General features: G+C 74.2%; 19 protein-coding genes and 1 pseudogene. 8 read left to right on the top strand and 12 right to left on the bottom strand.

The features are described from left to right. Positions 1 to 124 precede the first annotated feature (124 nt). Positions 125 to 697, bottom strand: a complete 573-nt coding sequence (locus ACIQOW_RS10995; protein ID WP_401082586.1) for an ABC transporter substrate-binding protein — start codon at positions 695 to 697, stop codon at positions 125 to 127. Positions 698 to 722: 25 nt separating this feature from the next. Next, positions 723 to 1,454: a 2OG-Fe(II) oxygenase gene (locus ACIQOW_RS11000; protein WP_401082588.1), complete on the bottom strand. Its 732-nt coding sequence runs from the start codon at positions 1,452 to 1,454 to the stop codon at positions 723 to 725. 501 nt (positions 1,455 to 1,955) lie between these two features. On the opposite strand from ACIQOW_RS11000, the gene ACIQOW_RS11005 reads away from it, so the two are divergent. The 3 genes from ACIQOW_RS11005 to ACIQOW_RS11015 all read left to right on the top strand — a co-directional run bounded on the left by ACIQOW_RS11005 (position 1,956) and on the right by ACIQOW_RS11015 (position 3,943). Further along, positions 1,956 to 2,843, top strand: a complete 888-nt coding sequence (locus ACIQOW_RS11005; RefSeq protein WP_401082591.1) for a Rieske 2Fe-2S domain-containing protein — start codon at positions 1,956 to 1,958, stop codon at positions 2,841 to 2,843. 151 nt (positions 2,844 to 2,994) lie between these two features. Next, entirely contained in the window at positions 2,995 to 3,651 is a 657-nt protein-coding gene (locus ACIQOW_RS11010; protein WP_401082594.1) for a HemK2/MTQ2 family protein methyltransferase, read from the top strand. After that, complete coding sequence (locus tag ACIQOW_RS11015) at positions 3,635 to 3,943, top strand: CDGSH iron-sulfur domain-containing protein (RefSeq protein WP_401082597.1); 309 nt, start codon at positions 3,635 to 3,637, stop codon at positions 3,941 to 3,943. The genes ACIQOW_RS11010 and ACIQOW_RS11015 overlap by 17 nt, the downstream gene beginning before the upstream one ends. On the opposite strand, the gene ACIQOW_RS11020 is transcribed toward ACIQOW_RS11015, so the two are convergent. Together ACIQOW_RS11020 and ACIQOW_RS11025 are read right to left on the bottom strand one after the other, a co-directional pair. After that, positions 3,917 to 4,927, bottom strand: a complete 1,011-nt coding sequence (locus ACIQOW_RS11020; protein ID WP_401082600.1) for an iron-containing redox enzyme family protein — start codon at positions 4,925 to 4,927, stop codon at positions 3,917 to 3,919. The genes ACIQOW_RS11015 and ACIQOW_RS11020 overlap by 27 nt on opposite strands. 65 nt (positions 4,928 to 4,992) lie before the next feature. Next, complete coding sequence (locus ACIQOW_RS11025) at positions 4,993 to 5,901, bottom strand: SigB/SigF/SigG family RNA polymerase sigma factor (RefSeq protein ID WP_401082603.1); 909 nt, start codon at positions 5,899 to 5,901, stop codon at positions 4,993 to 4,995. A gap of 434 nt (positions 5,902 to 6,335) precedes the next feature. Between ACIQOW_RS11025 and ACIQOW_RS11030 the strand changes: the two are divergent. Then, a pseudogene (locus ACIQOW_RS11030) lies at positions 6,336 to 6,464 on the top strand (L-2-hydroxyglutarate oxidase); the annotation flags it as partial. Between the two features lie 11 nt (positions 6,465 to 6,475). Here the strand turns inward: ACIQOW_RS11030 and ACIQOW_RS11035 are convergent. The 3 genes from ACIQOW_RS11035 to ACIQOW_RS11045 form a co-directional block, all read right to left on the bottom strand. Continuing rightward, positions 6,476 to 7,840, bottom strand: coding sequence for a hypothetical protein (locus tag ACIQOW_RS11035; protein ID WP_401082606.1), 1,365 nt, complete (start codon positions 7,838 to 7,840; stop codon positions 6,476 to 6,478). 73 nt (positions 7,841 to 7,913) lie between these two features. After that, on the bottom strand, positions 7,914 to 9,527 hold the full coding sequence (locus ACIQOW_RS11040) for a S8 family serine peptidase (RefSeq protein WP_401082609.1): 1,614 nt from the start codon (positions 9,525 to 9,527) through the stop codon (positions 7,914 to 7,916). Between the two features lie 243 nt (positions 9,528 to 9,770). After that, on the bottom strand, positions 9,771 to 10,604 hold the full coding sequence (locus ACIQOW_RS11045) for an SAM-dependent methyltransferase (protein ID WP_401082611.1): 834 nt from the start codon (positions 10,602 to 10,604) through the stop codon (positions 9,771 to 9,773). 389 nt (positions 10,605 to 10,993) lie between these two features. On the opposite strand from ACIQOW_RS11045, the gene ACIQOW_RS11050 reads away from it, so the two are divergent. Further along, positions 10,994 to 11,557 carry an RNA polymerase sigma factor gene (locus ACIQOW_RS11050; RefSeq protein WP_401082614.1) on the top strand — a complete coding sequence of 188 codons (564 nt, stop codon included), beginning with the start codon at positions 10,994 to 10,996 and terminating at the stop codon, positions 11,555 to 11,557. A gap of 92 nt (positions 11,558 to 11,649) precedes the next feature. Further along, positions 11,650 to 12,252, top strand: a complete 603-nt coding sequence (locus ACIQOW_RS11055; RefSeq protein WP_401082617.1) for a hypothetical protein — start codon at positions 11,650 to 11,652, stop codon at positions 12,250 to 12,252. Between the two features lie 55 nt (positions 12,253 to 12,307). On the opposite strand, the gene ACIQOW_RS11060 is transcribed toward ACIQOW_RS11055, so the two are convergent. The 3 genes from ACIQOW_RS11060 to ACIQOW_RS11070 form a co-directional block, all read right to left on the bottom strand. Next, on the bottom strand, positions 12,308 to 13,852 hold the full coding sequence (locus ACIQOW_RS11060) for an FMN-binding glutamate synthase family protein (protein ID WP_401082620.1): 1,545 nt from the start codon (positions 13,850 to 13,852) through the stop codon (positions 12,308 to 12,310). A gap of 242 nt (positions 13,853 to 14,094) precedes the next feature. Beyond that, entirely contained in the window at positions 14,095 to 20,196 is a 6,102-nt protein-coding gene (locus ACIQOW_RS11065; protein ID WP_401082623.1) for a beta-ketoacyl synthase N-terminal-like domain-containing protein, read from the bottom strand. Positions 20,197 to 20,531: 335 nt separating this feature from the next. Further along, positions 20,532 to 22,022, bottom strand: a complete 1,491-nt coding sequence (locus tag ACIQOW_RS11070; RefSeq protein WP_401082626.1) for an SDR family oxidoreductase — start codon at positions 22,020 to 22,022, stop codon at positions 20,532 to 20,534. Between the two features lie 372 nt (positions 22,023 to 22,394). Here ACIQOW_RS11070 and ACIQOW_RS11075 point away from each other — a divergent pair, with 372 nt between their 5' ends. Together ACIQOW_RS11075 and ACIQOW_RS11080 are read left to right on the top strand one after the other, a co-directional pair. Further along, the gene (locus tag ACIQOW_RS11075) at positions 22,395 to 22,631 is read left to right on the top strand and encodes a DUF397 domain-containing protein (RefSeq protein ID WP_401082629.1); all 237 of its coding nucleotides are present in this window, start codon (positions 22,395 to 22,397) and stop codon (positions 22,629 to 22,631) included. A gap of 187 nt (positions 22,632 to 22,818) precedes the next feature. Further along, a complete protein-coding gene (locus ACIQOW_RS11080) occupies positions 22,819 to 23,673 on the top strand; it encodes a helix-turn-helix domain-containing protein (protein WP_401082632.1) in 855 nt (284 codons plus the stop codon). Positions 23,674 to 23,703: 30 nt separating this feature from the next. On the opposite strand, the gene ACIQOW_RS11085 is transcribed toward ACIQOW_RS11080, so the two are convergent. Then, positions 23,704 to 24,516 carry an SAM-dependent methyltransferase gene (locus ACIQOW_RS11085; protein WP_401082635.1) on the bottom strand — a complete coding sequence of 271 codons (813 nt, stop codon included), beginning with the start codon at positions 24,514 to 24,516 and terminating at the stop codon, positions 23,704 to 23,706. A 228-nt stretch (positions 24,517 to 24,744) separates the two neighbouring features. Continuing rightward, positions 24,745 to 25,152 (bottom strand): sigma factor-like helix-turn-helix DNA-binding protein, encoded by a 408-nt coding sequence (locus tag ACIQOW_RS11090; protein WP_401082638.1) that lies wholly within the window; start codon positions 25,150 to 25,152, stop codon positions 24,745 to 24,747. Between the last annotated feature and the right edge of the window lie 423 nt (positions 25,153 to 25,575).

Below are 25,575 nucleotides of genomic sequence, written 5' to 3' on the forward strand. Positions count from 1 at the left end.
GGGCACTCGTCCGGCTCCGGTTCCGGGCGGAACCGGACGAGTGGTGCGAGGGCCGCCCGGGTCGGACGGCGCGGCCGCGTCGGCCGTCGTCCCTACCGGCACGGGCGCCGGGCAGGGCGGGCGCTCACCCGCTCGACTCCGTCCGCCGGCGGGAGGTGATCCAGCCGTCGTGGATGTCCCAGGTGCCGCCGTCCGCGGTGGCACCGCGCAGGCCGTCCAGGGTCCCGGGGCCGGCCAGTGCGGGCAGGCGGGGGTCGTCGAGGGCGGCGAAGGCGACGGTGCGGGCCGGGTCGAAGTCGGTGGAGTGGCGCAGGCGGCGGGCGAGTTGGGCGAAGCCGAGGACGTCGGCCGCGATCACCCAGGCGTCGGGGGTCTGGGCGGTCAGGCGTCGTGCGGGGCGCAGCCAGGACGCCGCGTCCTCCGGCCAGTCCACCTGTCCGAGGACCACGCCGCCGCGTGCCTGCCACGCCTCGGCGAACGCGCGGGCGGTGGCGCGGGAGACGTCGTCGCGGCCGTGGCCGATCACGACGGTTTCGACGCGGGGCCGGCCGGAGGTCAACAGCCCGATCACCGCGGCGAGTTCGGCGTCGGTGTGCGGCCGGGGCGCGGCCGGGCCGCCGAACCGGCCGGTCTGGCCGGCGGTGCTGATCCGCGGGGAGCGGGAGGGGTCCGCCGGGGCGCCGTGGTGGTGGGTCATGGTGAGGATTCCTGGTCCTGGGTGGTCACGAGGCGTCGTGGAAGACGAGGCCGAGGGTGTGCCTCCGGCCGGTGCGGACGGTGCTCACCCCGTGCCGCATCGGTGCGACCGACCAGCCCCGCTTGCTCGCGACGGGCCGGTCGCGGGTGGTGAAGACCAGGCCGTGGCCCTGCGGGAGGACGGTGGCCGAGCCGCGGGACTGGGCGCGGGGGCGCTGCTCGGTCATGAGGAACTCGCCACCGGTGAAGTCGGTGCCGGGTACGTCCAGGCCGATGACGACCTGGAGGGGGAAGAGCATGTCCCCGAACACGTCGCGGTGCAGGGCGTTCCAGTCGCCGGGGCCGTAGCGCAGCAGGATCTGCGCGGACCTGGCCTGGCCCGCGGCGTGGCACGCCGCCGTCCATGCGTCCAGGTCGTCGGGCCAGGGCGCGGGCTTCCGGAGCTTCTCGGCCCAGGCGCGCGCGACGGGCAGCAGCCGGGGGTAGAAGGCCGCACGCAGGTCCCGGACCGGGGCGGGCAGGTCGTGGGTGAAGTAGCGGTACTGGCCGGAGCCGAAGCGGTGGCGGGCCATGTCCACCGTCGTGCGGAAGCGGTCGGGCTCGTCGTAGAGGGCGGTGATCGCCCGGCACTCGGCGGGCGTGAGGAGCGGGCCGGTGAGGGCGTGGCCGTACTCGTCGAGTTCGCCGGCCAGGGCCGGCCAGTCGGTGCCGTCGAGCCGGTCGGCCACCGGACCGGCGGTCAGGGTGGCGTCGGTCATGAGTTCTTCCTCGCTGCGGGCAGGGACGTACGAGCGGTCTCGGGCGACGATCCCACCTCAGCGCGACGGGACGGGGCGGGACGCACCCTGGGTCCCATGATCGCCACCGCCCGGCGAGGGCGCTGGCGGCATTCGGACACCGCATTCCGGGCACCCGCGCCCCTTGGCCACCGGTCCCGCTGCTGTCCAGGCTGCCGGTCCTGGGCTGGCGGGCCCGGCGGTTCGGCGCGCCGCCCGTCGCGCTGCCGCTGCCGGTGGCCGGGCGGGCCTCGCGGTGATCCGCGACCACCCCGCGCGTGGCCCTGGCCGCCGTGCCGCGGGGGCGGCGCGGCCCGTTCCGGCGGTGGCGCCGCACCTGTCGTTCGTCCCGGGGTGGAACGTCCGCCAGCTGCTGGCCGTGCACGGCTGGATCGCCGGCCTGCCCCGGCCGCGCCGCGCCTCCGCCCGGATCTCCGCCGCGCCGGGGTTTGCCGGGCCGGTGCTCGGGCTAGCCGCCCCGGTATGGAAGACACACCCCTGCACACCCACCGGTGGTCCCGCCGGCTGCGCCGGGCCCTGGACGCACCGGAGCACTGGGACGTCCTCGACGCCCCGGCCCGGCCGCTCGCCGCAGCGGTCGAGGCCCTCCCGCTCGGCCCGTACCGCGACGCCCTGCACGGCGTGTGGCTCGGCCATCCGCTCCACCCGGCGATGGTCCAACTGCCGATCGGCTGCTGGACGTCCGCCGCCCTGCTGGACTTCCTCCCGGGCGGACGCCGGTCCGCCGACGCCCTGGTGGCAGCCGGCCTGCTGACCGCGGGACCGACCGCCCTCACCGGCTGGGTGGACTGGGCCAGGCTCGACCCGCCGCGCCGCCGCACCGGGCTGGTGCACGCGCTCTGCAACACCACCGGCGTGCTGCTGTACGGCGGCTCGCTGCTGGCCCGCTGCCGGAGGCACCGGACCCACGGGCGGCTGCTCGGCCTGGCCGGGCTGACCGCCGTCTCGGTCGGCTGCGCGCTGGGCGGGCACCTGGCCTACCGGCAGGCCGCCGGGCCCGACCGGGCCGCCGCCGTGCCCCGGCTGGCGCCGGCCGACTGGGTCGGCCTCGGCGCGGTGGAGGACTTCCCTGCCGGGAAGCCCGTCCGCGCGACGGCCGGCGAACTGGCCGTGGTCGTGGTCCGCGAGGGCACGCGGTGCCACGTGCTGGCCGAGCGCTGCGCCCACCTGTCCGGGCCGCTCTCCGAGGGCTCGCTGGTGGAGGGCTGCCTGCGCTGCCCGTGGCACGGCAGCGAGTTCCGGCTCCGGGACGGGGAGGTGGTGCACGGTCCGGCCACCGCGCCGCAGCCGGTACTGGAGACCCGGGTGCTCTCCGGGCACCTGGAGGTCCGGCTGCCCGGGGCCGGCTGACCCGGCCCGCACGGCCCGGTGTTTGGGCCCCGCCACCGGGGGCAGCCGCCAGGCGTCCGCTCCAGGAGGCGCCATGACCGCCGTCGTCCCCGATCTCCCGGCCCACCCCGCCGCGCCCGGGCACCAGCGCCGTACCGGGAGGTGAACCGCCATGCTGCTGGTCAGGCCGCCCGGGGTCTATCCGCCCCAGGGGGACACCGAACTCCTCGCCTCGTGCGTACGCCGGGAGCCGCTGGACGGCGCCAGCCGGGTGCTCGACCTGTGCACCGGGACGGGGGCGGTCGCGCTCGTGGCGGCCCGGACGGGCGCGCGGGTCACCGCGGTGGACATGTCCGCCCGCGCCACCGCCACGGCCTGGCTCAACAGCCGGCTGCACCACCGGCGGGTCCTGGTGCGCCGGGGCGACCTGCTGGCCCCGGTGGCCGGCCGGAGCTACGACCTGATCACCGCGAACCCGCCGTACGTCCCGGCCCGCCTTGATCCGGGCACCGTCGGCCGCGGCGCCGCGCTGGCCTGGGACGCCGGACCGGACGGGCGGCTGGTCCTGGACCGGATCTGCCGCGAGGCACCGGCCCTGCTCGCCGCCGACGGCGTGCTGCTGCTGGTGCAGTCCTCGCTCGCGGACGTCCGTGCCACGCTCGCGCTGCTGCGCGCGGCCGGGCTGCGCACGGCGGTGGCGGCGCGGCGGCGGCAGGAGTTCGGCCCGGTGATGACCTCGCGGGCCGCCCTGTTCGAGGAGCGCGGGCTGATCCGGCCGGGCGAACGCGAGGAGGACCTGGTGGTGGTGCGCGGTGTCCGTGAACGCTGACCGGCCGACGACCCGGGTGGTCGTGGTCCCCGGTGGTCCGCTGCTGGTGGAGGGCCCGGTCGAGGTGGTCCTGCCGAACGGCACGGTCCGGGTCTCCGAGCGCCCGGTGGTGGCGCTGTGCGCCTGCCGCCGCAGCCGCACCTACCCGTTCTGCGACACCAGCCACCGGCGGCGCGGCCGCCCTGCGCGAGGCTCGGACGGAGGCGGCGCGGACGGAGGCGGCCCGGACGGAAGCCGCTCGGACGGAAGCGCCGACGGCAGCGGCTCAGCCCGCCCAGTCGGGCAGGGCTGAGCGCAGCGAGCTGCGCCCCGCCCGCCAGCAGCCGAGCAGGTGGTCGGCGAAGCGGCCGTCGACCACCCCGGCCGCGACCGTCCCGAACGCCACGTCCCTGGCGAACTCCGGCTCCGCGGCCACCAGTTCCTCGATGACGCCGCGGCGCACCAGCTGCTCGTGGACGGCGTCCGCCTCGATGTGCTCGCGGTAGAAGAGGGTGCCGTCCGGCCCGCCGCCGAACCGTTCCAGCGCCGTCGCCAGCCTGGCGGACCCCGGGGAGGAGGTGATCTCGATGGTCGCGAACTGCCCGACGGCCGCGCCGCGCAGCGCGCGGTGCAGCCCGAACAGCGTCATCAGGTTGACCACCGCCAGGGTCGGCGCCGGGACGAGGTCCAGGTAGTACCCGTAGCCGGTGTCGAGACCGAAGGCGGCCATCATCCGGGCGAACAGCAGGGAGTGGGCCCGCTCCGGCCGGCCTGCGCCGTACTCGTCGTAGAGGACCGCCGTCAGCACCGCCTGCGCGGGCCCGTGGATCCTCGGCAGCATCCACAGCTGCGGGTCCGCCTCCTTGAGGTGGTAGACCGAGCGGTGCACCAGGTACTCGCGGGCGTGCCGGCGCTCGCCCTCGGCGAGCAGGAAGTGCGAGGGGCCGGTGCCGTCGGGCGGCTCGGTGAGCAGCGGTTCCAGGGCCTCCCGCAGCGGTGGCACGGGCTCCGCCTCCGCCCGGACCGCGGACAGGAACGGGCGCTCCAACTCCTGCCGGAACCTCAGGAGTCCGGGATCCCACTCCCAGTCGGCGGGCACTCCGGGCAGCCCTCGGCCGTGGAGTTCGTAGCAGAGGTGCAGGGCCAGCTGGTGGTCCTCGCCCCACGGCTCGGTGAGCGGACCCGGTGGCGCGAGGAGGCGGCCGGCCCCGGGCGGTCCCGAGGTGAGCAGCGCCAGCACCGCCGCCGACAGCGGTCCGCGCGGCACGGGCAGTACGTCCCGATCCCGCGGATCCATCGCGTCCACCCTTCCTCCCGTCCCCGCTTCCCACCCACGCACCCGGGCGGGCCGCGTGCGGGGCCTCAGTGCGACGGCTGCGGCTCGTCGGCCCAGCCGGGGGCGTCCCGGTCCTCCAGTTGCTCGCGGAGCCAGGCCAGGGTGGCGCTGAGCAGCCGGGAGACGTGCATCTGGGAGACGCCGATCCGGTCGGCGATCCTGGACTGGGTCCAGCCGTCCCAGAAGCGGAGTTTGAGGACGGTCTGCTCGCGTTCGGGGAGCCGGGCCAGCAGGGGGCGCACGGCGATCCGGAAGTCGGCGAGTTCGAGGCCGGGGTCGCAGCCGCCGAGGCGGTCGAGCAGGGCGCTGCCGGTCTCGTCGGTGTCCTGGTCGCGCAGCGCGTCCAGGGAGTTGGGGCGGTAGACCCGGCCCGCCGTCAGGCCCTCGGTGGCCTGTTCGACGGTGAGGTGCAGGTCCTCGGCGATCTCCTCGGGCTGCGGGAGCCGGCCGAGTTCCTGTTCCAGGCGGTCGGATCCGCGGGCGACGCTCAGGTAGAGCTCCTGCATGCCGCGCGGGACCCGCACCGGCCACGAGGTGTCGCGGAAGAACCGTTTGATCTCCCCGGTGATGGTCGGGATCGCGTACGTCACGAACTCGACGCCGCGCCGCCGGTCGTAGCCGTCGACGGCCTTGATCAGACCGATCGTGCCGACCTGGAGGATGTCCTCCATGTCCTCCGCCCGGTGCCGGAAGCGGGCCGCGATGAACCGCACCAGCGGCATGTTCAGCTCGATGATCGTGCCGCGGACGTAACTGTAGGCGCGGGTCTCCCTGGCCAGTCCGGCCAGCCGCTCGAACAGGGCGTCGCTCAGCTCCCGGGCCTCCGACTTCCCCATCCGGCGCAGCTCGGCCACCGTCGGCCTGCGCGGCAGGTCGGGGGGCACGGACTCCCAGTCGGTCGCTTCCCGGTCGATTGTTTCCAGCTGGATGGACACGTGATCGCTCCTGGGCATCGGGGTGACCGGCCACGGACGGCGACGGGCTCGCGCTCGCGCGTCACGGGGCTTCTCCCCCAGGACCTGCGCCCGGCTTCTTCCAGCGAGGCCCCGGCGGCACCCGGGCGGGTGCCGGAGCGGCCGCACCGTTGACACGGTCCGCCGCATAGGGGTTCTACCCGACATACGACATTGAATTCATGTTTCGATCGGTTTGTCGCAGTTCGCGCCGGCAGACCTCAAGGGCGCCCCGCGATGAACGAGCGCCGACCGGCCCACGCACCCGGTCACCGGGCCTGAGGCGGGACGGCGCCGGCAGGACCGACACCCGGCGGCACCGGGATACCCGGCGACACCACGGGTAGGGCTGGAGGCCGGTACTGATCTTCGAGCGGAGGCCTTCGGTGGAACAGCACGGCGCGGACGTGATCGTGGTGGGCTCGGGTGTGGTGGGGAGGTCGGTGGCCTGGGCTCTGACTTCGGGGCGACCGGGCCTCCGGGTCGTGCTGTCCGGCCGGCAGGGCGCCGGAGCGTCCGAGGCGGCCGGTGGGTCCCCCGGGGTGCCGCCGCCCCGCTACGCGTGCGCCGCGGCGGCGGCCGTGGCGAGCGCGGCCACCTGGGGCTTGCGGATGTCGGAGTGCGCCCCGGAGAACGGCTCGCCCTCCACGTTGTCGATGACGGCGGCGGCGTTCACCCGGTAGAAGGTCCCGGGCACGAAGGCGTAGTCGGTGCCGCCGTCGGCCGCCATCACCCGTTCCTCGGCCGGTGCCACGGCCTGGTACCCGTCCGCGCCCATGCCGTCCCAGCGCCCGGCGACGTCGGCCTCGGAGTCCTGGCGGGCGAGGAAGGAGGCCTTGGGGTACCAGATGCCGACCGCCCAGTCGTGGACGCTGAAGGTGGCGACGAGCGGGCCGTGCACCCGGTCCCCGAAGGCGTTCAACGCGCCGGCACTGCCGAAGGGGTTGTCCTGGGCGTGGGCGAAGGACCAGTGCGAGAACGCCCCCTGGATCAGCAGCAGCGAGGCGACCGGGCTGTCGGCGGCCGGGCCGACGCCGGCCAGGGCGAAGGAGACCAGCCGGGCACCGAAGCTGTGGCCGAGCAGGTGCACCCGCACGCCGGGCTCGCGGCCGTGCAGCGCGGCCAGCAGCGGCCCCAGGCCGTTCCGGCCGATGTCGCCGGCCCGGGCCTTCATGACCGAGAACGAGAGCACCCGCAGCGCGTCCTTCGCCCCGTTCACGGCGTTCCCGAACCAGTCGCCGATGCCCTGCGTCGAGGAGCCGGGCGGCGCGCTGCCGAAGGCCTCGGCGGCGGCCTGGTACGACGCCTTCGGATCGGTGTCCAGCAGCAGCGCGGTCTCGCCCGCGTCCTCGAACCGGCCGCCGGCCCCGGGCGGCGGCACCAGGGACCGGATCAACTGCTGGATCCCCACCAGTCGTTGCTCCTTCGCCTGGTCGGTCTCGCCCGGACCGGCCGCCGCCCCCTCGTCGATCAGCCGGCCGATCTCCGTCACCGTCCGCTGCTGTTCGGGGTCGGCGAAGCCGGTGGCCAGTGACGCGGCGATGTCCGCCCCGGAGACGGCCGCCGTTCCGGCGCTGAGGTCCATCACGGCGCCGTCCCCCGCCTGGGGCGCGGCGACGGCCGGCGGCGGGGTCGCCGGCGTGGGCGGGAACCAGAGCGAGGGCCAGAAGACTCCCGCGAACCCCACCGTGCCGAGGCCCGCCGTGCCGCTTCCGGCCTCCCGGATCAGCGGGAACATCGCGCCGTAGAGCTCACGGGCGTGCTGGTCGCTCGTGCCCCACCCGTGGCTGAACACGAACAGCTCCCGCACCCCCTCCGCCGTCACCTCGTCGAGGAAGTCCCCCGCGGCCGGCGCGGTCAGCACCCCCTTCTCGTCGAAGACGAGGTCCCAGACGGGCTCGCCGGTCGGCAGTCGTCTCATCGCACATGGCCTCTCGGAGGGTTTCGATGGTTTTCCGGGTTCTCGGAGGGCCGCCCGCCCGTCCGTCTGTCCGTCACACGTTCGCCAGCATCCGCATCAGGTCCACCAGGCCCGCCCCCTGCGCGTACCGCTCCCGGCCGAGGTCGGTGGCCGAGGCCGTGAGCAGGCTCTTGACCTGCGACGGCCGGCCGACGAACTCCGGGCGGGCGGAGAGGAAGGCCGCGATCACACCGGAGACGTGCGGCGCCGCCATCGAGGTGCCGGACTGTTCGGCGTACGTCAGCAGGCTCTCCGGCACCGGGTCCCCCGCGGCCGGGGTCAGCCCCGCGGTGGCCCGGACGTCGCCGCTGGCCGCCGAGGCGATCCACTCGCCGGGGGCCACCACGTCGGGCTTCATCCGCCCGTCGAGCGTCGGGCCCTTGCCGGAGGTCCAGGTGACGCCGAACGCGTGCGGCGCCTCCCGGTGGGTGGAGCCGACGGCGATGCAGTCCTCGGTGTGGGCCGGTTCGGTGATCGAGCCCATGACGGCCGAGGTGTTGGCGGTGTCCCTGGACGTGCTCCGGGCGCCGAAGTTGCCCGCGGAGACCACCACGACCACGCCGGAGGCCACCACCTGGCCCACGGCCTGGCAGAGCGGCGACTGGCCCGCGGCGTACTGGTCGGGCCGCCACTCGCAGCCGAGGCTCATGTTGGCGCCGTGCACGCGCAGCACCGCCGGGTCCACGTTGACCTCGGTCCGCAGGTATGTCAGCGCGCGGATGACCGCGCTGGAGGACGTCACGTAGGTGCCCTGGCGGCTGAGCCTCATGACCTTGAGGCTGACCAGTTCGCAGGCCGGCGCCATCCCGGACAGCCGGTCCGCGCCGGCCCTGGCCACGAACCCGCCGTCCCCGGGATCGTCCGGGGTCGCCACCCGCGGTGTCATGCCGTCCGGGGAGCAGCCCGCGATGATGCCGGCGACGTGCGTGCCGTGCCCGCTGTCGTCCACGAGCGGCGACGCCTGGCCCTGGCCGGCCGCTCCGCCGGGTGGCTGCGCCACCGGGTCGTCCGGGTTCACCAGGAAGCTGAAGTCGCGGTGCAGCCGGGCGGTCCGTCCCTGCGGCAGGTCCTCGCCCCGTCCCTCGGCCGCGAGTTCCAGCCGGGAGAAGTGCGGGTGGGTCGCGTCGATGCCGCTGTCGATGACGGCCCACACGATGCCGTCGCCGCGCGCCCCGTAGGCGCGCCAGGCGGCGTCGGCCTTCACGGTGGGTGCCGAGCGGTCGATCTGGGGGTGCAGCGGGTAGTCCGGCCACACCCGGAAGACGGTCGGCGGCCGCCCGCTCCGGGCGGCGGAGCGGCGGTCGTCCTCCACCAGTTCCTGGAGGTCCCCGCGGGACAGGACGGTCTGGTACAGCTTCGGCGCGACCAGTGCGAGCCCCTGCGGCACCTCGGGCTGGACGTGGCTCCCCGAGGTGACCTCCTGCGGCCACCATCCGCGCGACCGTCCCGCGTAGTGCTCCCAGAGCGCGTAGAACTCGTCGCGGACCACCTGGAGCCCGCCGGGATAGCGCAGGTTCAGCTCGATCAGCATCGGCACCTGCTGATCCGGGTCGGCCTCCCCGGTTTCCCGGAGCTCGATCCCCGGCGGGGGCAGGTTGAGGTCGCCCACGATGGGCGACCGGAAGGGGCTCTCCGGCTCGTACGCCATGACCGTTCCCATCTCCCGGGAAGGCGGGGTGGACGGCGCGCCGGCACCGCCACCCCTGCTGCGAGTGTCAGCCGGTCCCCCACCCGCTGCAACTCGCCGGGGCCGTTCCCCCTCGCCCCCGCCGGCGGGCCGGATCCGCCGGCGCGAACTCGTCGCGGCGGCCTTTCACATCGGCGGTGGCGGCCTGCCAGACTGGCGTCAGGGGCCGGTCACGGACGGCCTGCCCGGTGACGGGCGGCCCGGTCAGGGACGGATGGCCACGGCACCCAGGCAGGACGCCTCGATGTCGCTGACCGGCTTGGCGTCCGGCTCGGGGCGCCAGCGGGGGGTGGAGGTGATGCCGGGGTCGAGGAGGTCCCAGCCGGTGAAGAACCGGGCGAACTCGTCGTGGTCGCGGGCGCGGACCGGGTTGCCGTTGTCGCGGTAGGCCCGTTCGATGCGGGCCGCGTCCTCGGGGGCGTAGTCGGGGGTGAGGTGGCTGATCACCAGGGCGGAGCCGCGGGTCGGCAGCGCGCTCTTGAGGGTCTCGGCGATCCGGTGCGCGCCCTCGGGGACGAAGTGGAGCAGGGCGACGAGGCTCAGGGCTATCGGCCGGGTGAAGTCGAGAACGCCGGTGGCGCGGACCGCGTCCAGCAGGGCGTCGGGGTCGCGGACGTCGGCCTGGACGTAGGCGGTGCGCCCTTCGGGGCTGCTGTGCAGGAGGGCCTGGGCGTGGGTGAGGACGATGGGGTCGTTGTCGGCGTAGACGACCCTGGCCCGCGGTTCGACGCGCTGGGCGATCTCGTGGAGGTTGGGCGGGGTCGGGATGCCGGTGCCGATGTCGAGGAACTGGGTGACGCCGCTCTGGGCGAGCGCGCGGGTCGCGCGGTGCATGAACGCCCGGTTGGCGCGGGCCGCGGCCGGTGCCTGCGGGAAGACGGCGAGGGCGTGCCCGGCGGCCTCCCGGTCGGCGGGGAAGTTGGTCGTGCCGTCGAGGAAGTAGTCGTAGATCCGCGCTGAGTGCGGCCGGTGGATGGCGAGGTTGACCTCGGCGCCCGACGGCGTGACGGTGTCGTCGTCGTGCTGCTCTGCTGCCATGCGTTTCCCCCTGCGTCGGCGTGTCGTCATGCCCGCAGGTCGACGCGCACCACGAACCCCCTGGCGCGGTGTTGCGAACCCTGGCGCGGGCCACGGTTCACTATGCCCACACTCCGTCGCGGACAATCAAGAGCGCGGTGACCTGCCCAGCTCAACGCGATGCGTCAAATCTGGAGCCCATGTGGACATTTTCGGTCTGACGTGACTGATCATCACCTGATCAATAGTCATATGTCAGGTCGTATAAGCCTTTTTGTGATCGCCTTCACATCAGGCTTCCCCGAACGATTGGATGTCCGTATGGAGGACGCCCGTTCTCCCTCGCACTCCACCCGCGCCCGACCCCCGGGCCGGACGAGCGCCACCCACGGGGCCGACGAGGAGGACCCTTGACCAGTGACGACGAGTGGGCCGCGGTCCGACCCACGCACCGGTTGTCCTACCGGCCGTTCTGCGACAGCCACGAAGCGACCTGGCGCGGACTGGCCCGGGCACGGCTGCACGACCAGGAACTCGTCGACCAGGCGGTCCGCAGCATCCGCCGGGAGCTGCGGCGGAACTGGGTCTGCGTCCTCAGCCAGCCCGACATCGAGGCCCACGCCTGGATGATCGCGAAGAGGTGCATCGCCGACCGGGAGCTGAGCTGCGGCCAGACCCCGCCCAGGGCGGTCGTCGCGGACTGGATCGTCGCCGTCCGGCGCGCCCAGGTTCAGGCCCGCATCAGCCTGGAGAACCTCGACAACGGCTACGAGGAGCTCTACGCGGCGATCCTGCGTCTGCCGGAGCGCCAGTACGACATGATCGTCCTTCGCTACATGCTGGACATCGACTACCGGATGATCGCCGTCTACCTCGGCATCACCGAGTCCAACGCCCGCACCACCACCAGCCAGGGCCTGGCCAAGCTTCGCCGGTTCCTCGGCGCCGACACCGCCACGGGGGACATGCAGTGACACGGGGACACGACCGCCGGGCAGCCGCCCCATGGGACCGGCACCACGGGTACGACGACGAACCCGACCAGCCGGTCAGGCTGCCCGCCGGCGTGTCCGTTCCGGACCTGCGCCGCCTCGTCCGCGCCCGCGCCCCCCTGGGCGCCGAACACCTCCAGGCCCGCCACGAACTCGACCTCGCCGCGACCCTGATCATCGCCCAGCCCGAGGCCGCCGACTCCCTGAAGGCCCTCACCAACAACCGGCAGCGCATCCACCCCGGTGGCGCGCTCGTCCTGGCCGCGCTGCTCCACCTGACCGGACACGACGACGGCTGCCAGTTCTGGTTGCAGTTCGCCGCCGGCGGCGGCAGCACGACCGCCGCCAGCTGCCTGTCCTTCCTGCACGCCAGCCGCGGCGAGTTCCGCGACTCCGACTACTGGCGCAACCAGGCCGACCAGCTCGCCGCCGAGCCCCGCGACCCGGCCGGGCCGGCCGCGCCCTGGCCGGGCCGGACCCTCCCGGCCGCCGTGTGGGCCGACACCCTCGCCGCCTGCCACGAAGGCCTGACCCTGCGCCTGCCCGCGCGCGTGGCCGCCGTCGTCCACCAGCTGCCCGTCCACTCCGACGACGAGGACCACGGCGAGATCCCCCAGCCCTCCGCCACCCTCGCGGACGACCTCACCCACGCCTCCGGCCACGCCCGGCCCGTCTGAGCCGGCAGCTCCGCGGGCCGCCCGGACGGCCGGACGGCCCGCGGAGGGCGGCGCGTCAGACGGCCGGCTTCCCCGCGGAGGCCGGCCCGCCGGTGAGGAGCGCCGTGATCTCCTCGGCGAGGTGCGGGCCGAGTTCGCCCCAGCCCTCCTTGTAGCCGTAGACGCCGGCCAGGGTGCGGGCCTCGTAGTCGCCGTTCAGGATCTCGATGTCGTCGGGCGTGATGAGCGCCGGGTGGGCCACGCCGACGGCCGACGAGACCTTCAGCAGCTCCTTGCGCAGGGTGCGCAGGTAGGCGGCGGCCCGGTCGGCCTTCGAAGCCGGGTCGATCCCGCGGGCCAGCCACGGGTTCTGGGTGGCGATGCCGGTGGGGCACTTGTCGGTGTGGCACTTCTGCGCCTGGATGCAGCCGATCGACAGCATCGCCTCGCGGGCCACGTTGATCATGTCGACGCCCAGGGCGAAGGCGACGGCGGCGTTCTCCGGCAGGCCGAGCTTGCCGGAACCGATGAAGGTCAGGTCGTCCGTCAGCCCCTGCTCGGCGAAGGTGCCGTAGACCCGGGCGAAGCCCATCCGGAACGGCAGCGACACCGAGTCGGCGAACATCCGCGGCGCCGCGCCGGTACCGCCCTCGCCGCCGTCGACGGTCACGAAGTCGACCCCGCGGTCACCGCGCGCCATCAGCGTGGCCAGCTCCTGCCAGAAGCCCGTCTCCCCCACCGCGCTCTTGACCCCGACCGGCAGACCGGTCTCGGTGGCGAGCAGCTCGACGAAGTCGAGCATCGAGTCGACGTCGCCGAACGCGCTGTGCCGCGACGGGGAGGCGCAGTCCTGGCCCACCGGAATGCCCCGGATCCCGGCGATCTCCGGCGTCACCTTCGCACCCGGCAGCATGCCGCCCAGCCCCGGCTTGGCGCCCTGGGAGAGCTTGATCTCTATCGCCTTGACCGGAGCGCCGGCGACGACGTCCTTGAGCTTGTCGAGGTTGAAGCTGCCGTCCTCGTTGCGGCAGCCGAAGTACGCGGTGCCGAGCTGGAGGACGAGGTCACCGCCGTTGCGGTGGTAGGGCGAGAGGCCGCCCTCGCCCGTGTTGTGCATCGTGCCCGCCAGCGCCGCGCCCTTGTTGAGCGCCGTGACGGCCGCGCCGGAGAGCGATCCGAAGCTCATCGCCGAGACGTTCACCACGCTCGCCGGCCGGAAGGCCCCGGCGCGCCCGTGCGGCCCGCCCAGCACCTTGGCCGAGGGCAGCGGGGCCTGCGGGTCGTGCAGGTCCGGCAGGGTGCCGGCGAAGGTGCGCTGCTTCAGGTAGGCGTGCCCCTGGACGTGCTCGACGTCGAGTTCGGTCCCGAACCCGAAGTAGTTGTTCTCCTCCTTCGCCGACGCGTAGATCCAGGTGCGCTGGTCACGGCTGAACGGGCGCTCCTCCGCGTTGGAGGTCACGATGTACTGCCGCAGCTCCGGCCCGATCGTCTCCAGCAGGTACCGGGCGTGCCCGACCACCGGGAAGTTCCGGAGCAGCGCGTGCCTCTTCTGGACGAGGTCGCGGGCAGCCAGCAGTGCCACCGCGGTGGCGGCGGCCGCGCCGATCTTCCGGGCTTGCATGGGCGTTCCTCCTCGGTGCACGGCTCCCTCGCGGGCGAGGGAGCCGTCGTGTCGTGTGGGGCACCGGACGGCGGACGGGCGGGCACCGGCAGACGAGCAGGCGGGCACCGATATCCGTCGAACAATGCGAAATGATGATAGAAGCCCATGTCGACAGGCTTGTCGTCAGGGGACCGGAACGGCCCCACGGTTCGGGACCGGTCACCGGCCGCACACACGGGCGGAGGGCCACACCCCTGCCGTCACCCCGCCACGGGTGGCACCGTCCGGGAGAGCCACACCCGGATCGCCTCCGCCGTCGTGACCACGTGCTCGTCGAGGACCGAGTAGTGGTCACCCGGCACGTCGCCCGCTCGCAGGTGCAGGGTCGGTACGGTCGTCTCCCCCTGCCAGTCCAGGAAGATCCGCGCGTACGCGCCCAACGCCGCGAGGCCGGGCTCGTCGAGCCTGGTCGCGCTGCGGACCGCAAGCTCGGTGAGCCACTCCTCGTCCCGGACCGGGTGGGTGTCCACCAGCACCACCGCCTGCGCGCCGACCCGTTCGGCGACGGCCTGCGCGACCAGGCCCCCGGTGGAGCGGCCCAGCAGCACCACCGGCCGGCCGAGCCGCCCGATCGAGGCGGCGTGGGCCCGGACGAGGGCCTCCACGTCCTCCGGGACGGGGCCGCCGTCGTAGCCAGGGTGCGGAAGCACCCACAGGCCCGGCAACTGCCGGGCGAGCAGACCGTACTCCCCGGGCGGGGAGGTGAAGGCGGGGAAGCAGACGACGGCCGGCCCCTCGCCGGTGCCGAGCCGCTGCGGGACGGCGGACGGGAGCGCCGCCGACGACGGCAGCGCCCACGACGCGGAGACGAGCAGGTGCATGGCCTCCCGGGGCCGGCCCAGCTCGCACAGCCTGCGGTACAGGAACGCGAGGCTCCCCGGGAGCGGTGCCGGGCGCAGCTGCTCGGCGAGCGCCCTGGGCGTGGGGGCGTCGAACACCGCCGTGGCGGGCAGGCGCAGGCCCAGCCGTTCCTCCAGCCGGTTGCGCAGCTCGATCGAGGTCAGCGAGTCGAAGCCGAGGTCGGGCATCGGGGTGTCCGGATGCACCTCCGGGTAGCTGAGTACGGCGGCGACTTCGGCGCACACCGTCTCCAGCACGCTCGTCCGCGGCGCCGGTTCCGGCGTGCTCCGCGTCGCCGGCCGGGGCGGGCCGCCGAGCGCGATCGGCACCAGCACCGGCTCGTCGGTGCCCAGCGCGGCCTCCAGGAGTGCCACGCCCTCCGCGGGTGTGAGGGGCACCAGGTCGGGCGGGGCGCTCCGGCCGGCCATCATCCCGACCGTCCACGGGCCCCAGGCCAGGGACAGCGCGGGCAGCCCCAGTCGCCGCCGGTGCCGGGCGAGTTCGTCCAGGTAGCGGTTGGCCGCCGCGTAGTTGGCCTGTCCGCCGTGGCCGAGCACGCCGGACGCCGAGGAGAACAGCACGAAGGCGTCCAGGTCCCGGTGCGCGGTCAGCTCGTGCAGGTGCCGGGCGGCTTCGGCCTTGGGGCGCCAGACCGTCTCCATCCGGGCCGGGGTCATCGACGCCAGGACTCCGTCGTCGAGCACCCCGGCGGTGTGCACGACGGCCCGCAGGTCCTCGATCGAGTCGACCAGCGCGGCCAGCGCCTCCCGGTCGGTGACGTCCAGCCGGGTCTCACCGCTGCGGCTCGCGACCACCACGCGCACCCCCTTGGCCCGCAGGTGGTCGGCGACGGCCCGGCCCAGCGCGCCGCCACCGGTGATCAGGACGGTCCCGCGCCAGGTGAAGGCGCCTCCCGGCACCGGGACCAGATCCGCGCGCTCGGACACCGTCCAGGCCTGCCCGTCGGTCTGAGCCTGCCCGTCGTTCCTGGCTTGCCCGTCGCTCTGGACCTGCCCGTCGTTCCGGGCTTGCCCATCGGTCCTGGCCTGCCCGTCGCCGAGTTCGGCCAGGGTGAACCGGCCTGGGTGCTCGGTCTGCGCGACCCGGACCAGGCCGGCCACCGCCGCCCCGGCCAGGTCTCCCGGCCGGACCAGCACGGTGAGGTGCTCGTGACCGGCCTGCAACTCCCGCAGCGCGAGCGCCAGGGCGGCCGGCGCGTCGCCCGGCAGCACCTCGTGGACCCGGCCGGGCGGCAGGCCCGGAGTCCGCCGCCACTCCGGGCGGAACAGCGTGCCCCGGCCCGTCCCGGTCGCCCGCACGGTGAGGGATTCGACGCACGCCACCGGCCGGCCCGTCTGGTCGGCCACGTCGATCCGGCCGCCGCCGATGCGGACCCGCAGCCCCGTGGCGCCCCGCGTCAGCAGGCGCACTCCGCGCAGGGCGAACGGCACTCCCTCGCCGAGCAGCCGCGCCGGGTGCAGGGCCGCGTCGAACAGGGCCGGGTGCAGCGCGAACCGCCCCGCGTCCGGGAACTCCCCGCGCACCTCGCCGAAGAGCTCGTCGCCGCGGCGCCACATCCGGTACAGCCCGCGGAACGCCGGTCCGTAGTCGGCGTGTTCGACCTCCAGCTCCTCGGCGGCCGGCGGGGGCCAGGCGCCGAGGTCCACGTGCGGCGCGGGCCGGGAGTCCAGCCGGCCCTCGGCGCAGCGGACCCCGTTCGCGTGCACCTCGAAGGGGCGCACGCCGGCGGCCTCCGGGCGTACCACGATCTCGACGCGCCGCGTCTCGGGCAGGCGCATCGCCGTGTGCAGGACCAGTTCGTCGACGGTGTCGCAGCCGGCCCGCTCCCCCGCGTACAGGACCAGCTCCAGGATCGCCGTGGCCGGCACGATCGCCGTTCCGTCGACGACGTGGTCGCGCAGCCACACCGGGGTGAGGTCGGCGACGCACACCACCTCGCCGGAGCCGGGCACCACCGTGGTCGACTCGACCAGCGGGTGCTCGACGGTGCGGTCGAGCCAGTAGCGCCGGTGCCGGAAGGCACGGGTGCCCCGCAGCCGGGCCGCCGCCCGCTCGGGGTCGGCGGCGGGGATGACGCCCTCGACGAGCCCGGCGAGCGTGTCGCCCGGACCCAGTTCGACCAGGGCGGCGCCGTCGACCAGGGCCGCCTGCTCGGCGAGGCCGGCCGTCTCCTCCAGGTACCGCGCCCAGTGGTCCGCGCCGTCCTGGCGGGCGCCGACGACCGGGATGAGCGGCGGGTGGTACGTCAGGCTCCGTGCCAGCTCCGCGAACTCCGCCCGGTCGCGGGCGGTGATCAGGGCCGCCGCGTCGGGCAGGGACAGTACGCCCGCCACGTGGGCGGCCGCGATCCGCCCGGTGGCCTGCCCGATCAGCGCGTCCGGGCGGTACCCCCAGGACTCCAGCAGGCGGAACAGCGCCACCTGGTAGGCGAACAGGGCCGCCCGGGCGATGTCCGGCCGGTGCACCAGGTCGGTGTCGACCGCCTCCCGCAGCCCGGGATCCAGCAGGGCGCGGGCCTGGTCGAACGCCGCGGCGAACACCGGGTGCCCGGCGGCCGGGTCCCGTCCCGTCCCGCGCTGCTCCGCCCCCGGCCCCGGGAACAGGAACGCCACCCGGAGCTGCTCGTACTCCTCGACGATCACGTGCGCGTTGGTCCCCGAGATCCCGAAGGCCGACACTCCGGCGCGGCGCGGACGGTCCCGCGCCGGCCAGGGCGTCGGCTCGGTGACCAGCCGGACCGCGCCGGCGGACCAGTCGACGTGCGGGCTGGGCTCGTCGAGGTGGAGCGTGGCGGGCACGGTGCGGTGCCGCATCGCCATCACGCTCTTGATCACGCCCGCGACCCCGGCGGCGGCCTGGGTGTGCCCGAGGTTGGACTTGACGGTGCCGACCAGGACCGGATCCGGCCGGCCCTGGCCGTACGTGGCGAGCAGCGCGGCCGCCTCGATCGGGTCGCCCAGGGCGGTGCCCGTTCCGTGGGCCTCGACCACGTCGACGTCCGCGCCGGTCAGCCCGGCATCGGCCAGGGCCTGCTGGATCACCGCCGCCTGGGCGGGACCGCTGGGCGCCGTGAGGCCGTTCGACGCCCCGTCCTGGTTGACCGCGGAGCCGCGCAGCAGGGCCAGGACCGGGTGGCCGTTGCGCAGTGCGTCGGCCACCCGTTCGAGGACCAGCACTCCCACCCCCTCCGACCAGACGGTGCCGTCGGCGGCGGCGGAGAACGGCTTCACCCGGCCGTCCGGGGCCAGGCCGCGCTGCCGGCTGAACACGACGAAGCTGTCCGGCGTGGCCATGACCGTCGCGCCGCCCGCCAGGGCCAGGTCGCACTGGCCGGCCCGCAGGGAGTCCGCCGCGAGGTGCAGGGAGACCAGTGACGAGGAGCAGGCGGTGTCCAGGGTGAGCGCCGGCCCGTGCAGGCCCAGGCCGTAGGCGATCCGCCCCGAGGCCACGCTTCCGGCGGCGCCCAGGGCGATCTGGGACTGGAGGGGGTGGGCGGTGCCCCGGAAGCGACTGGCGTAGTCGTTGTACATCAGGCCGACGAACACCCCGGTGTTGCTGCCCCGCAGGGATTCGGGCGCGACGCCCGCCCGCTCGACCGCCTCCCAGGCCGTCTCCAGCAGCAGTCGCTGCTGCGGGTCGGTGGCCAGGGCCTCGCGCGGCGACATGCGGAAGAACGGGGCGTCGAAGTCGGCCGCGTCGGTGAGGAAGCCCCCGCGCGTGACGTAGCTGGTGCCGACGTGGTCCGGGTCCGGGTGGAACAGCTCGTCCACGGGCCAGCCCCGGTCGGTGGGGAATCCGGTGATCGTGTCCTGGCCGGCGGCGAGCACCCGCCAGAGGTCCTCGGGGGAGGTGATCCCCCCGGGGTAGCGGCACGCCATGCCCACGATCGCCACCGGTTCGGTGGCCCTGCGGGCGGGCGGCGGGCTCGCGGCGGCGCCGGTGAGGTGGTCCGCCACGGCGCGGGGCGTGGGGTGGTCGAACACCAGGGACGGCGGCAGTGCGACGCCCAGCGCCGCGCCCAGCCGGTCCCGCAGGCGCACGGTGCCGAGCGAGTCCAGGCCGGCTTCGGCGAACGGCTGGTCCGCCCCGGGCGGCCGGCCCGTGATCCCCGCGGCCTCCCGCCGGACCGCGTCGAGCACGTACTGGAACCGGAGCCGTCGCCGGGCCGGTTTGCCCGAGGACGTCTGCGGAATCCGGCTGACCGGGCGGATCCCCTCCGGCACCCGGTGCGGTGGCAGCAGGCGGCGGCAGAAGGCCAGCAGCGCCTCCGGCTCCACGTCGCCCACGACGTAGGCGACCGGCACCTCACCGAGCACCGCGTCGGGCTCGCCCGCCACGACCGCGTCCTCGACGCCCGGGCAGCGGGCCAGCACCTGCTCGATCTCGGCCGGGTGGATGTTCTCGCCGCCCCGGATGATCATTTCGCCGGCCCGCCCGGTCACCACCAGACGGCCGTTCTCCTCGTGGCCGAGGTCCCCGGTGACCTGCCACCGGTCGGCGCCGGGCATCCTCAGCCGGATCTCGCCGTCCACGAACCGGGTCTCGATGCCGGGCAGGACGACGCCGTCGACGGCGACCTTCCCGGACGTCTCGGTGCTGCCGTAGCCGTCGTGCAGCTCTCGGCCGAACCGGCGGCGGAACCTGTCCCGCAGCTCCTCCGGCAGCGGGGCCCCGGCGGACAGGCACCGCTGCGGCAGCGGAGCGCCGGCCTCCAGCAGTTGGGCGAAGATCGTCGGCACTCCGCCCAGGGCCGTGAACGGTGTCCGGCGGAGCAGTTCGGCGGCCCGGTCCGCGGAGAAACGGTCCATCACGTAGGCGCTCGCGCCCAGGGACAGCACGCCCACCAGGCACATCGAGTGCCCGAACGCGTGGAACAGCGGCAGCGGCCACAGCAGGTGGTCGTCGCCGGACATGCCCAGCAGCCCCCGGTAGGCGTGATCGGCCGACCGGAGCCAGGCCTCCGGCGTCGACAGCACGCCCTTCGGGTCCCCGCTGGTCCCCGAGGTGTAGTGGAGCCAGGCGGGCTCGTCCGGTTCCAGGTCGTCACGGGGCCGCGCACCGGCCGACGCGAGCAGCTCGTCCACGGTCACGGTCACCACACCGGCCCCGGCCACCCGCCGGACCTGCGCCAGGTGTTCGCGGTCGGTGACCACCGCTCCGGCGCCGCTGTCCTCCAGCCGGAACCCGAGGTCCTCGTCGGTGCTACGCGGGTCGAGCGGGACGCCGACCGCGGCCGCGCGGCTGACGCCGAGGGTGGCCGTGACGGCGGGCACCCCGCCGGCCAGGTACAGCGCCACCCTGCTGCCGCGCTCGACGCGGAGGTTGCCTGCCACCCCGGCGGTGCGGCGGGCGAGTTCGCCGTAGGTCACCGCGCCGTCGGCGTCGGCGAAGGCGGTCCTGTCCCCGCGGTCCGCCGCGTGACGGAGGATCAGTTCATGCACCTTGCACCTCTGCGGTCGGTCACGGCGGCTGGCCGAAGTCGGGAATCGGGGGTCCTGCTCATGGTCGGCCCCGCGGACCCCCCGCCGGGAACGGCACGGAAGGCCTCCCGCGACAGCCGCTCGGGGCCGGCTCGTTCGCCGCACCCGTCCGGACGCAACCGGCCGCACCGCACGCACCGTTGACACGGCGGAGCACTGACGCCCCATCAGTGCCCACTGTACAGAGCGGCCGGCCGGCCACCGGCCCGGGTGCCGCCGGGCCCTCCGCCGACGGCTCGGGTGGCCGGTCCGGGGCACGGGGCCTGAGCACGAAAACGGCGCCGGCGTGCTCCCGTTCAGCGGATCCGGAGGGCGCTTTCGGTGATGTTGCGGGCCATGCCGCCGAACACCACGGTGTGGAACGGCGCGACGGCCCACCAGTAGGCGTGTCCGGCCAGACCGTGCGGGTGGAACAGCGCCCGCTGCCGGTAGCACGCCCCGTGGCCGCCGTCCGGCGTGACGGAGAGTTCGAGCCAGGCCAGCCCGGGCAGGCGCATCTCGGCCCGCAGGCGGAGCAGCCTGCCGGGTTCGATCTCCTCGACCCGCCAGAAGTCGAGGGAGTCCCCGACCCGCAGCCGGGCCGGGTCGCGGCGGCCCCGGCGCAGTCCGACGCCGCCGACCAGCCGGTCGAGCCGGCCCCGCAGGGCCCAGGCGAGCGGGAAGGAGTACCAGCCGTTGTCCCCGCCGATGCCTTCGATCACCCTCCAGACGTCGGCGGGTGACGCGGTCACGGTGCGCTCCCGGACGTCCTGGTAGAGGCTGCCGCCGGCCCAGTCGGGGTCGGTGGGCAGCGGGTCGCTGGGGACACCGGGCAGCGAGGCGGAGGACCAGCGGGTGGCGACGTCGGCGTCCTTGATCCGGCGCAGGGCGAGCGTGACGGCCTGGTCGAAGCCGGTGAGTCCGGCCGGCGGGTCGGGCACCCAGCGGGCGATGTCGTGCTCGCCGCAGACCACTTCGTGGCGCAGGGACTCGACGAGCGGTCGGGCGATGGAGCCCGGCACCGGGGTCACCAGGCCGACCCAGAGACTGGAGAGGCGGGGCGTGAGGACCGGAACGGGGACGATGAGGCGCCGGCGCAGTCCGGCGATCCGGGCGTAGCGCCGCATCATCTGCTCGTAGGTGAGGACGTCGGGGCCGCCGATGTCGAAGGCCCGGTTCAGCCCGGACGGCAGCTGGGCCGCGCCGACCAGGTAGCGCAGGACGTCCCGGACGGCGATCGGCTGGATCCGGTTGGACACCCAGCGCGGGGTGACCATCGCGGGCAGGCGCTCGGTGAGGTGGCGCAGCATCTCGAAGGAGGCGCTGCCGGACCCGATGATCACCGCGGCGCGCAGTTCGGCCGTGGGGACGCCGCCGGCCCGGAGGATGCGCCCGACCTCGGCGCGGGAGCGCAGGTGCGGTGACAGCTCCGCGGCCGTGTGGTCGGGGACGAGGCCGCCGAGGTAGACGATCCGGGTGACGCCCGCGGCCGCCGCGGCGGCCGCGAAGGCGCGGGCGGCCTCGCGGTCGGTCGCCTCGAACGAGGGCCCGGTGCCGAGCGAGTGGACGAGGTAGTAGGCGACGTCGACGTCGTCGAAGGCCCCGGTGAGGGTGGCGGGGCGGGTGACGTCACCGGTGGCGGTCTCCACCCGGGCCCGCCAGGGCTGGTCGCGCAGCCGCCCTGGGTCCCGTACCAGGCAGCGCACGGCGTGCCCGCGGGCGAGCAGTTCGGGCACCAGGCGGCCGCCGATGTAGCCGGTCGCACCGGTCACCAGGCAGCGCGGCGGGCCGGGCTGCTGCGGATCCATGCCGACTCCTCCTCCGGAAGCCGTGCTCGCGGGCTTCCGCCGGTACCGAAACGACGCCACCAGCATCGCGCAGGACCTTCGGAGCCGGCACCCGGAGCGGACCGGCGGGTGCGCCGGCCCCCGGCCCGCGGGTGAGCGGCGGGGCGGGTTCACCGGTATCGCACATATCACCGAACCCGTGCAGTGATATCAGCACAGTATTTCCATCACCCATTTGGCGGGATCGGCGTTCGAATATCGAAGGCTACGCTTCATTCCTGAGCCCCAGGAAATTTCCTGAGGAAATTTCTCGGGGCGGCCACCAGCATCACCAGGTGTCCGGTCATATTTTTCCGGACTCCAAGAAGTCGAACACGAGAGGGGATGATCGCCATGGCGAACCACTGGAACGGGATGCCGGCCGGTTCGATCGACGCGGTCTGGATCAAGAGCAGCGCGAGCTCGCCGAACGGCCAGTGCGTGGAGGTGGCCGCCACATGGGAGGGGAATGTGGCGGTCCGCAACTCGCGCGACCCGGAAGGTCCCGCGCTGCTGTTCACTCCGGCGGAGTGGGCGGCCTACCTGTCGGGCGCCAAGGCCGGGGAATTCGACCGGATGATTACCGGCTAGTATTCCGACGAGAATAAAGTCGCGAACACGCGGGCCCCGATTGTGAGACGATGAGACCGTTTACTATCTGGTCTTTCTCATCACTGGGGCCCGCGTGTCCGCTTTCAATGCATCCGAGGCATTCAAGGGGTATGTCCCGACCGGCCGGCCGGACGCCGATCCGGAGAAGAATCCCACGGTCGCGGCCGTGGTCGTCAGCGCCAACCTGCGCTCCGCGCGGCTGAGCCTGGGAGCGAAGCAGGGCACCGTCGCAACCGGCGGCAACATGTCGGCCTCGAAGCTGTCCAAGCTCGAACGCGGGCTCGCCCTGCCGCAGCAACGGGACGTCGAGCTCCTGGCCGACCTCTATGACCTGCGCCCCGCGGAGAAGGCGTGGCTCATACTGCTCACCAAGCAGGCCCAGCAGCCGCCGGAGTGGCAGCGGGCGGGCCTCGCCACGCCTCCCCACATGGGCCAGCTGGTCGGACTGGAGCCCGCGGCCGAACGGCTGTGGACGTACGAGGCGGAGCTCATCCCCGGACTGCTCCAGACCGAGGCCTACATGCGGGCCGTGATGGCCTCCAGCCAGCCGCCGCTCGACGCCGGCGAGGTCGAGGAGAGGGTGGAGCTGCGCCTCTACCGGCAGGCGAAGCTCTTCGCCAACCTGCCGGAGTGCATCTTCGTCCTCGACGAGAGCATGCTGCGCCGCCGCTTCGGCAGCCGGGAGACCATGGTCGAGCAGCTGGAGCGCCTGATCGAGGTCGCGGAGAACCCCCTGATCCAGATCCGCGTCCTCCCGCTGGACGGCGAACAGGTCCTCACCGGCGTGTGCTCCATGACGCGTCTGGAGTTCGGCCGGGAGGCCACCGGGCTGCCCTCGGTGATCTACCTGGAGATCGGCGACACCGGCAAGTACTTCGTCAAGGGCGCCGAGCCGGAGCAGAAGGACGCGCCGTCGTTCGAACGGCACAGCACCACCCTGACGCTGCTCCTGGGACGGACCGCGGGCCGCGAGCAGAGCCTGGAGCTGCTGAAGGAGGCCCGGCAGCGGTTCGCCCGCTGACGGGCCTCCCCTCCTCAGGAGATCCGCTGCTCAGCGGACGCGCGCGACCCCGCCGAACTCGACCCACTCCAGGCTCTTCTGCGGTCGGCGCAGATCGGAGTCCGGCCGCCAGTGGGTGACGTCCCCCAGGTACGGCGCGAGGACGGACAGACCGTCGAAGTACCGCCGGACGTCGTGCTTCTCGCGCACCCGCCCCCAGTGGCCGTCCGTACCCTGGTCCATCAGCTCGGTGACCTCGCGCCGGACCCGCTCCTCGTCACTCACGAGCTGGCAGATCACCAGGTAGCTGCCGGGGGCGAGGTGTTCCCGCATCCGCCGGATCATCGCCGCGGGCTCCTCGCGGTCCTTCAGGCAGTGGATCACCGACACGTACAGCGCGGCCACGGGCCGGCCGAAGTCGATGAACCCGCCCTTCGAGGCCTGCTCGACGATCCGCCCGGTGTCGGTCATGCTCGCCTCGATGAACCGGGTGCCGCTGTTCACCTCCAGCGAGGTGCGGCCGTGCGCGATCACGATCGGGTCGATGTCTATGTAGGCGACCCGGGCGCCCTGGTGGACCTCCTGCGCGACCTGGTGCACATTGGGCCTGGTCGGCAGGCCGGACCCGTGGTCGACGAACTGGGTGATGCCGCGTTCGCGTGCCAGGAACCGCACCACGCGTTCCAGGAACCACCGGTTGTTCAGGGCCAGTTCGCGGCTGCTCGGAGCGATCTTCAGAAGGTCCTCGCAGGCCTTCCGATCGGCTTCGAAGTTGAGTTCGCCGCCGAGTAACCAGTCGTACATACGTGCTGCGCTCGGGATGGAGGTGTCAATGGCATGCCCATGCCCACCCTCAGTACCCACGGCGCCCCTTCCGTGGCCGGATCAACCCGGGGTGTTCCCCGGGGAGTTGGGGCCCCATCGTAGGCACGGGCGGGCGGATTCACCACGCCTTCGCATCGGGGGCCGAGGCGTCCGGTGGCGCGCCGTGGCGAACGGGCGCCGGATCTGCGCAGGTCGCACGCCACCTCCCCGCGCCGGAGGGTGTCGCGGCTCCCCCTCAACCGGTGGGCGCCGGGTCGGAAGTGAGTGTCATGTGCGCGCAAGCATGCGAAGTGCGGCGCGCAGCTCCACTTCCACGACGCCTTCGGTGACCCCCATCAACCGGGCCGCCTCCGACGGGTCGAAGCCCAACCGGTAGCGCAGGAGAACCGCGTCGGCGGCGGCCGCGGGAAGCATGGTGTGCAGCCGGTCCCCCGTCCGCCGGCCGGGGGCGGTGCGTCGCGACACGGCATCCCGCAGGAAGGACCAGCACACCGCGGTCGGCTCGGGGCAGCTCAGCACCGCGTCCCACTCGGCCTCGACGTGGCCGAAGGTCCATGCCACCGCCTCCGCGGCGGGCACGGCGCCGTCCAGCCGCGCCCGCGCGTACCTCCCGTACGGCGACCCGTACAGCTGGACGAAACCCTCGAAGCCGCTGCGCGCCCGCGGACTCCGCACGCGGGCTCCGGATCCCGGTGAACGCACCGTCAGACCCCCCACACCCGTCGGCCCCGGAACCCGGCCGCCCCGGCGCACCGGGGCAGCGCCACCCGGGCCATGCGCGGAGCGGCGAAAACGCCACTCAAACATGCGGCGGCATCGATTACCCCGAACGAGCGCAGAGCCCGGTCCGGCGGGAATTCACTGGTAGCTTGAGCGGAATCCGGGTGCGACGGAATGCGCCGCCGCACGCCGCGGAATAGGTCGAACATGCCTTGTCTCTTCGTTCTCGGTCAGCCGTGTTCGGTCCCGGGCATGGTGGGGCGACCATGCCCGGGGCCTCGCCGGTCGACCGGCATGAACATCAACCTACCGGCGATTCCGGCCCGTACGGCAGTTGAGGCCCAACCGCGCAATTTCCAATTGGCCGCGCGGGGCGAT

The sequence above is a fragment of the Kitasatospora sp. NPDC091335 genome (assembly GCF_044757205.1).
In the GTDB taxonomy this organism is placed as follows: domain Bacteria; phylum Actinomycetota; class Actinomycetes; order Streptomycetales; family Streptomycetaceae; genus Kitasatospora.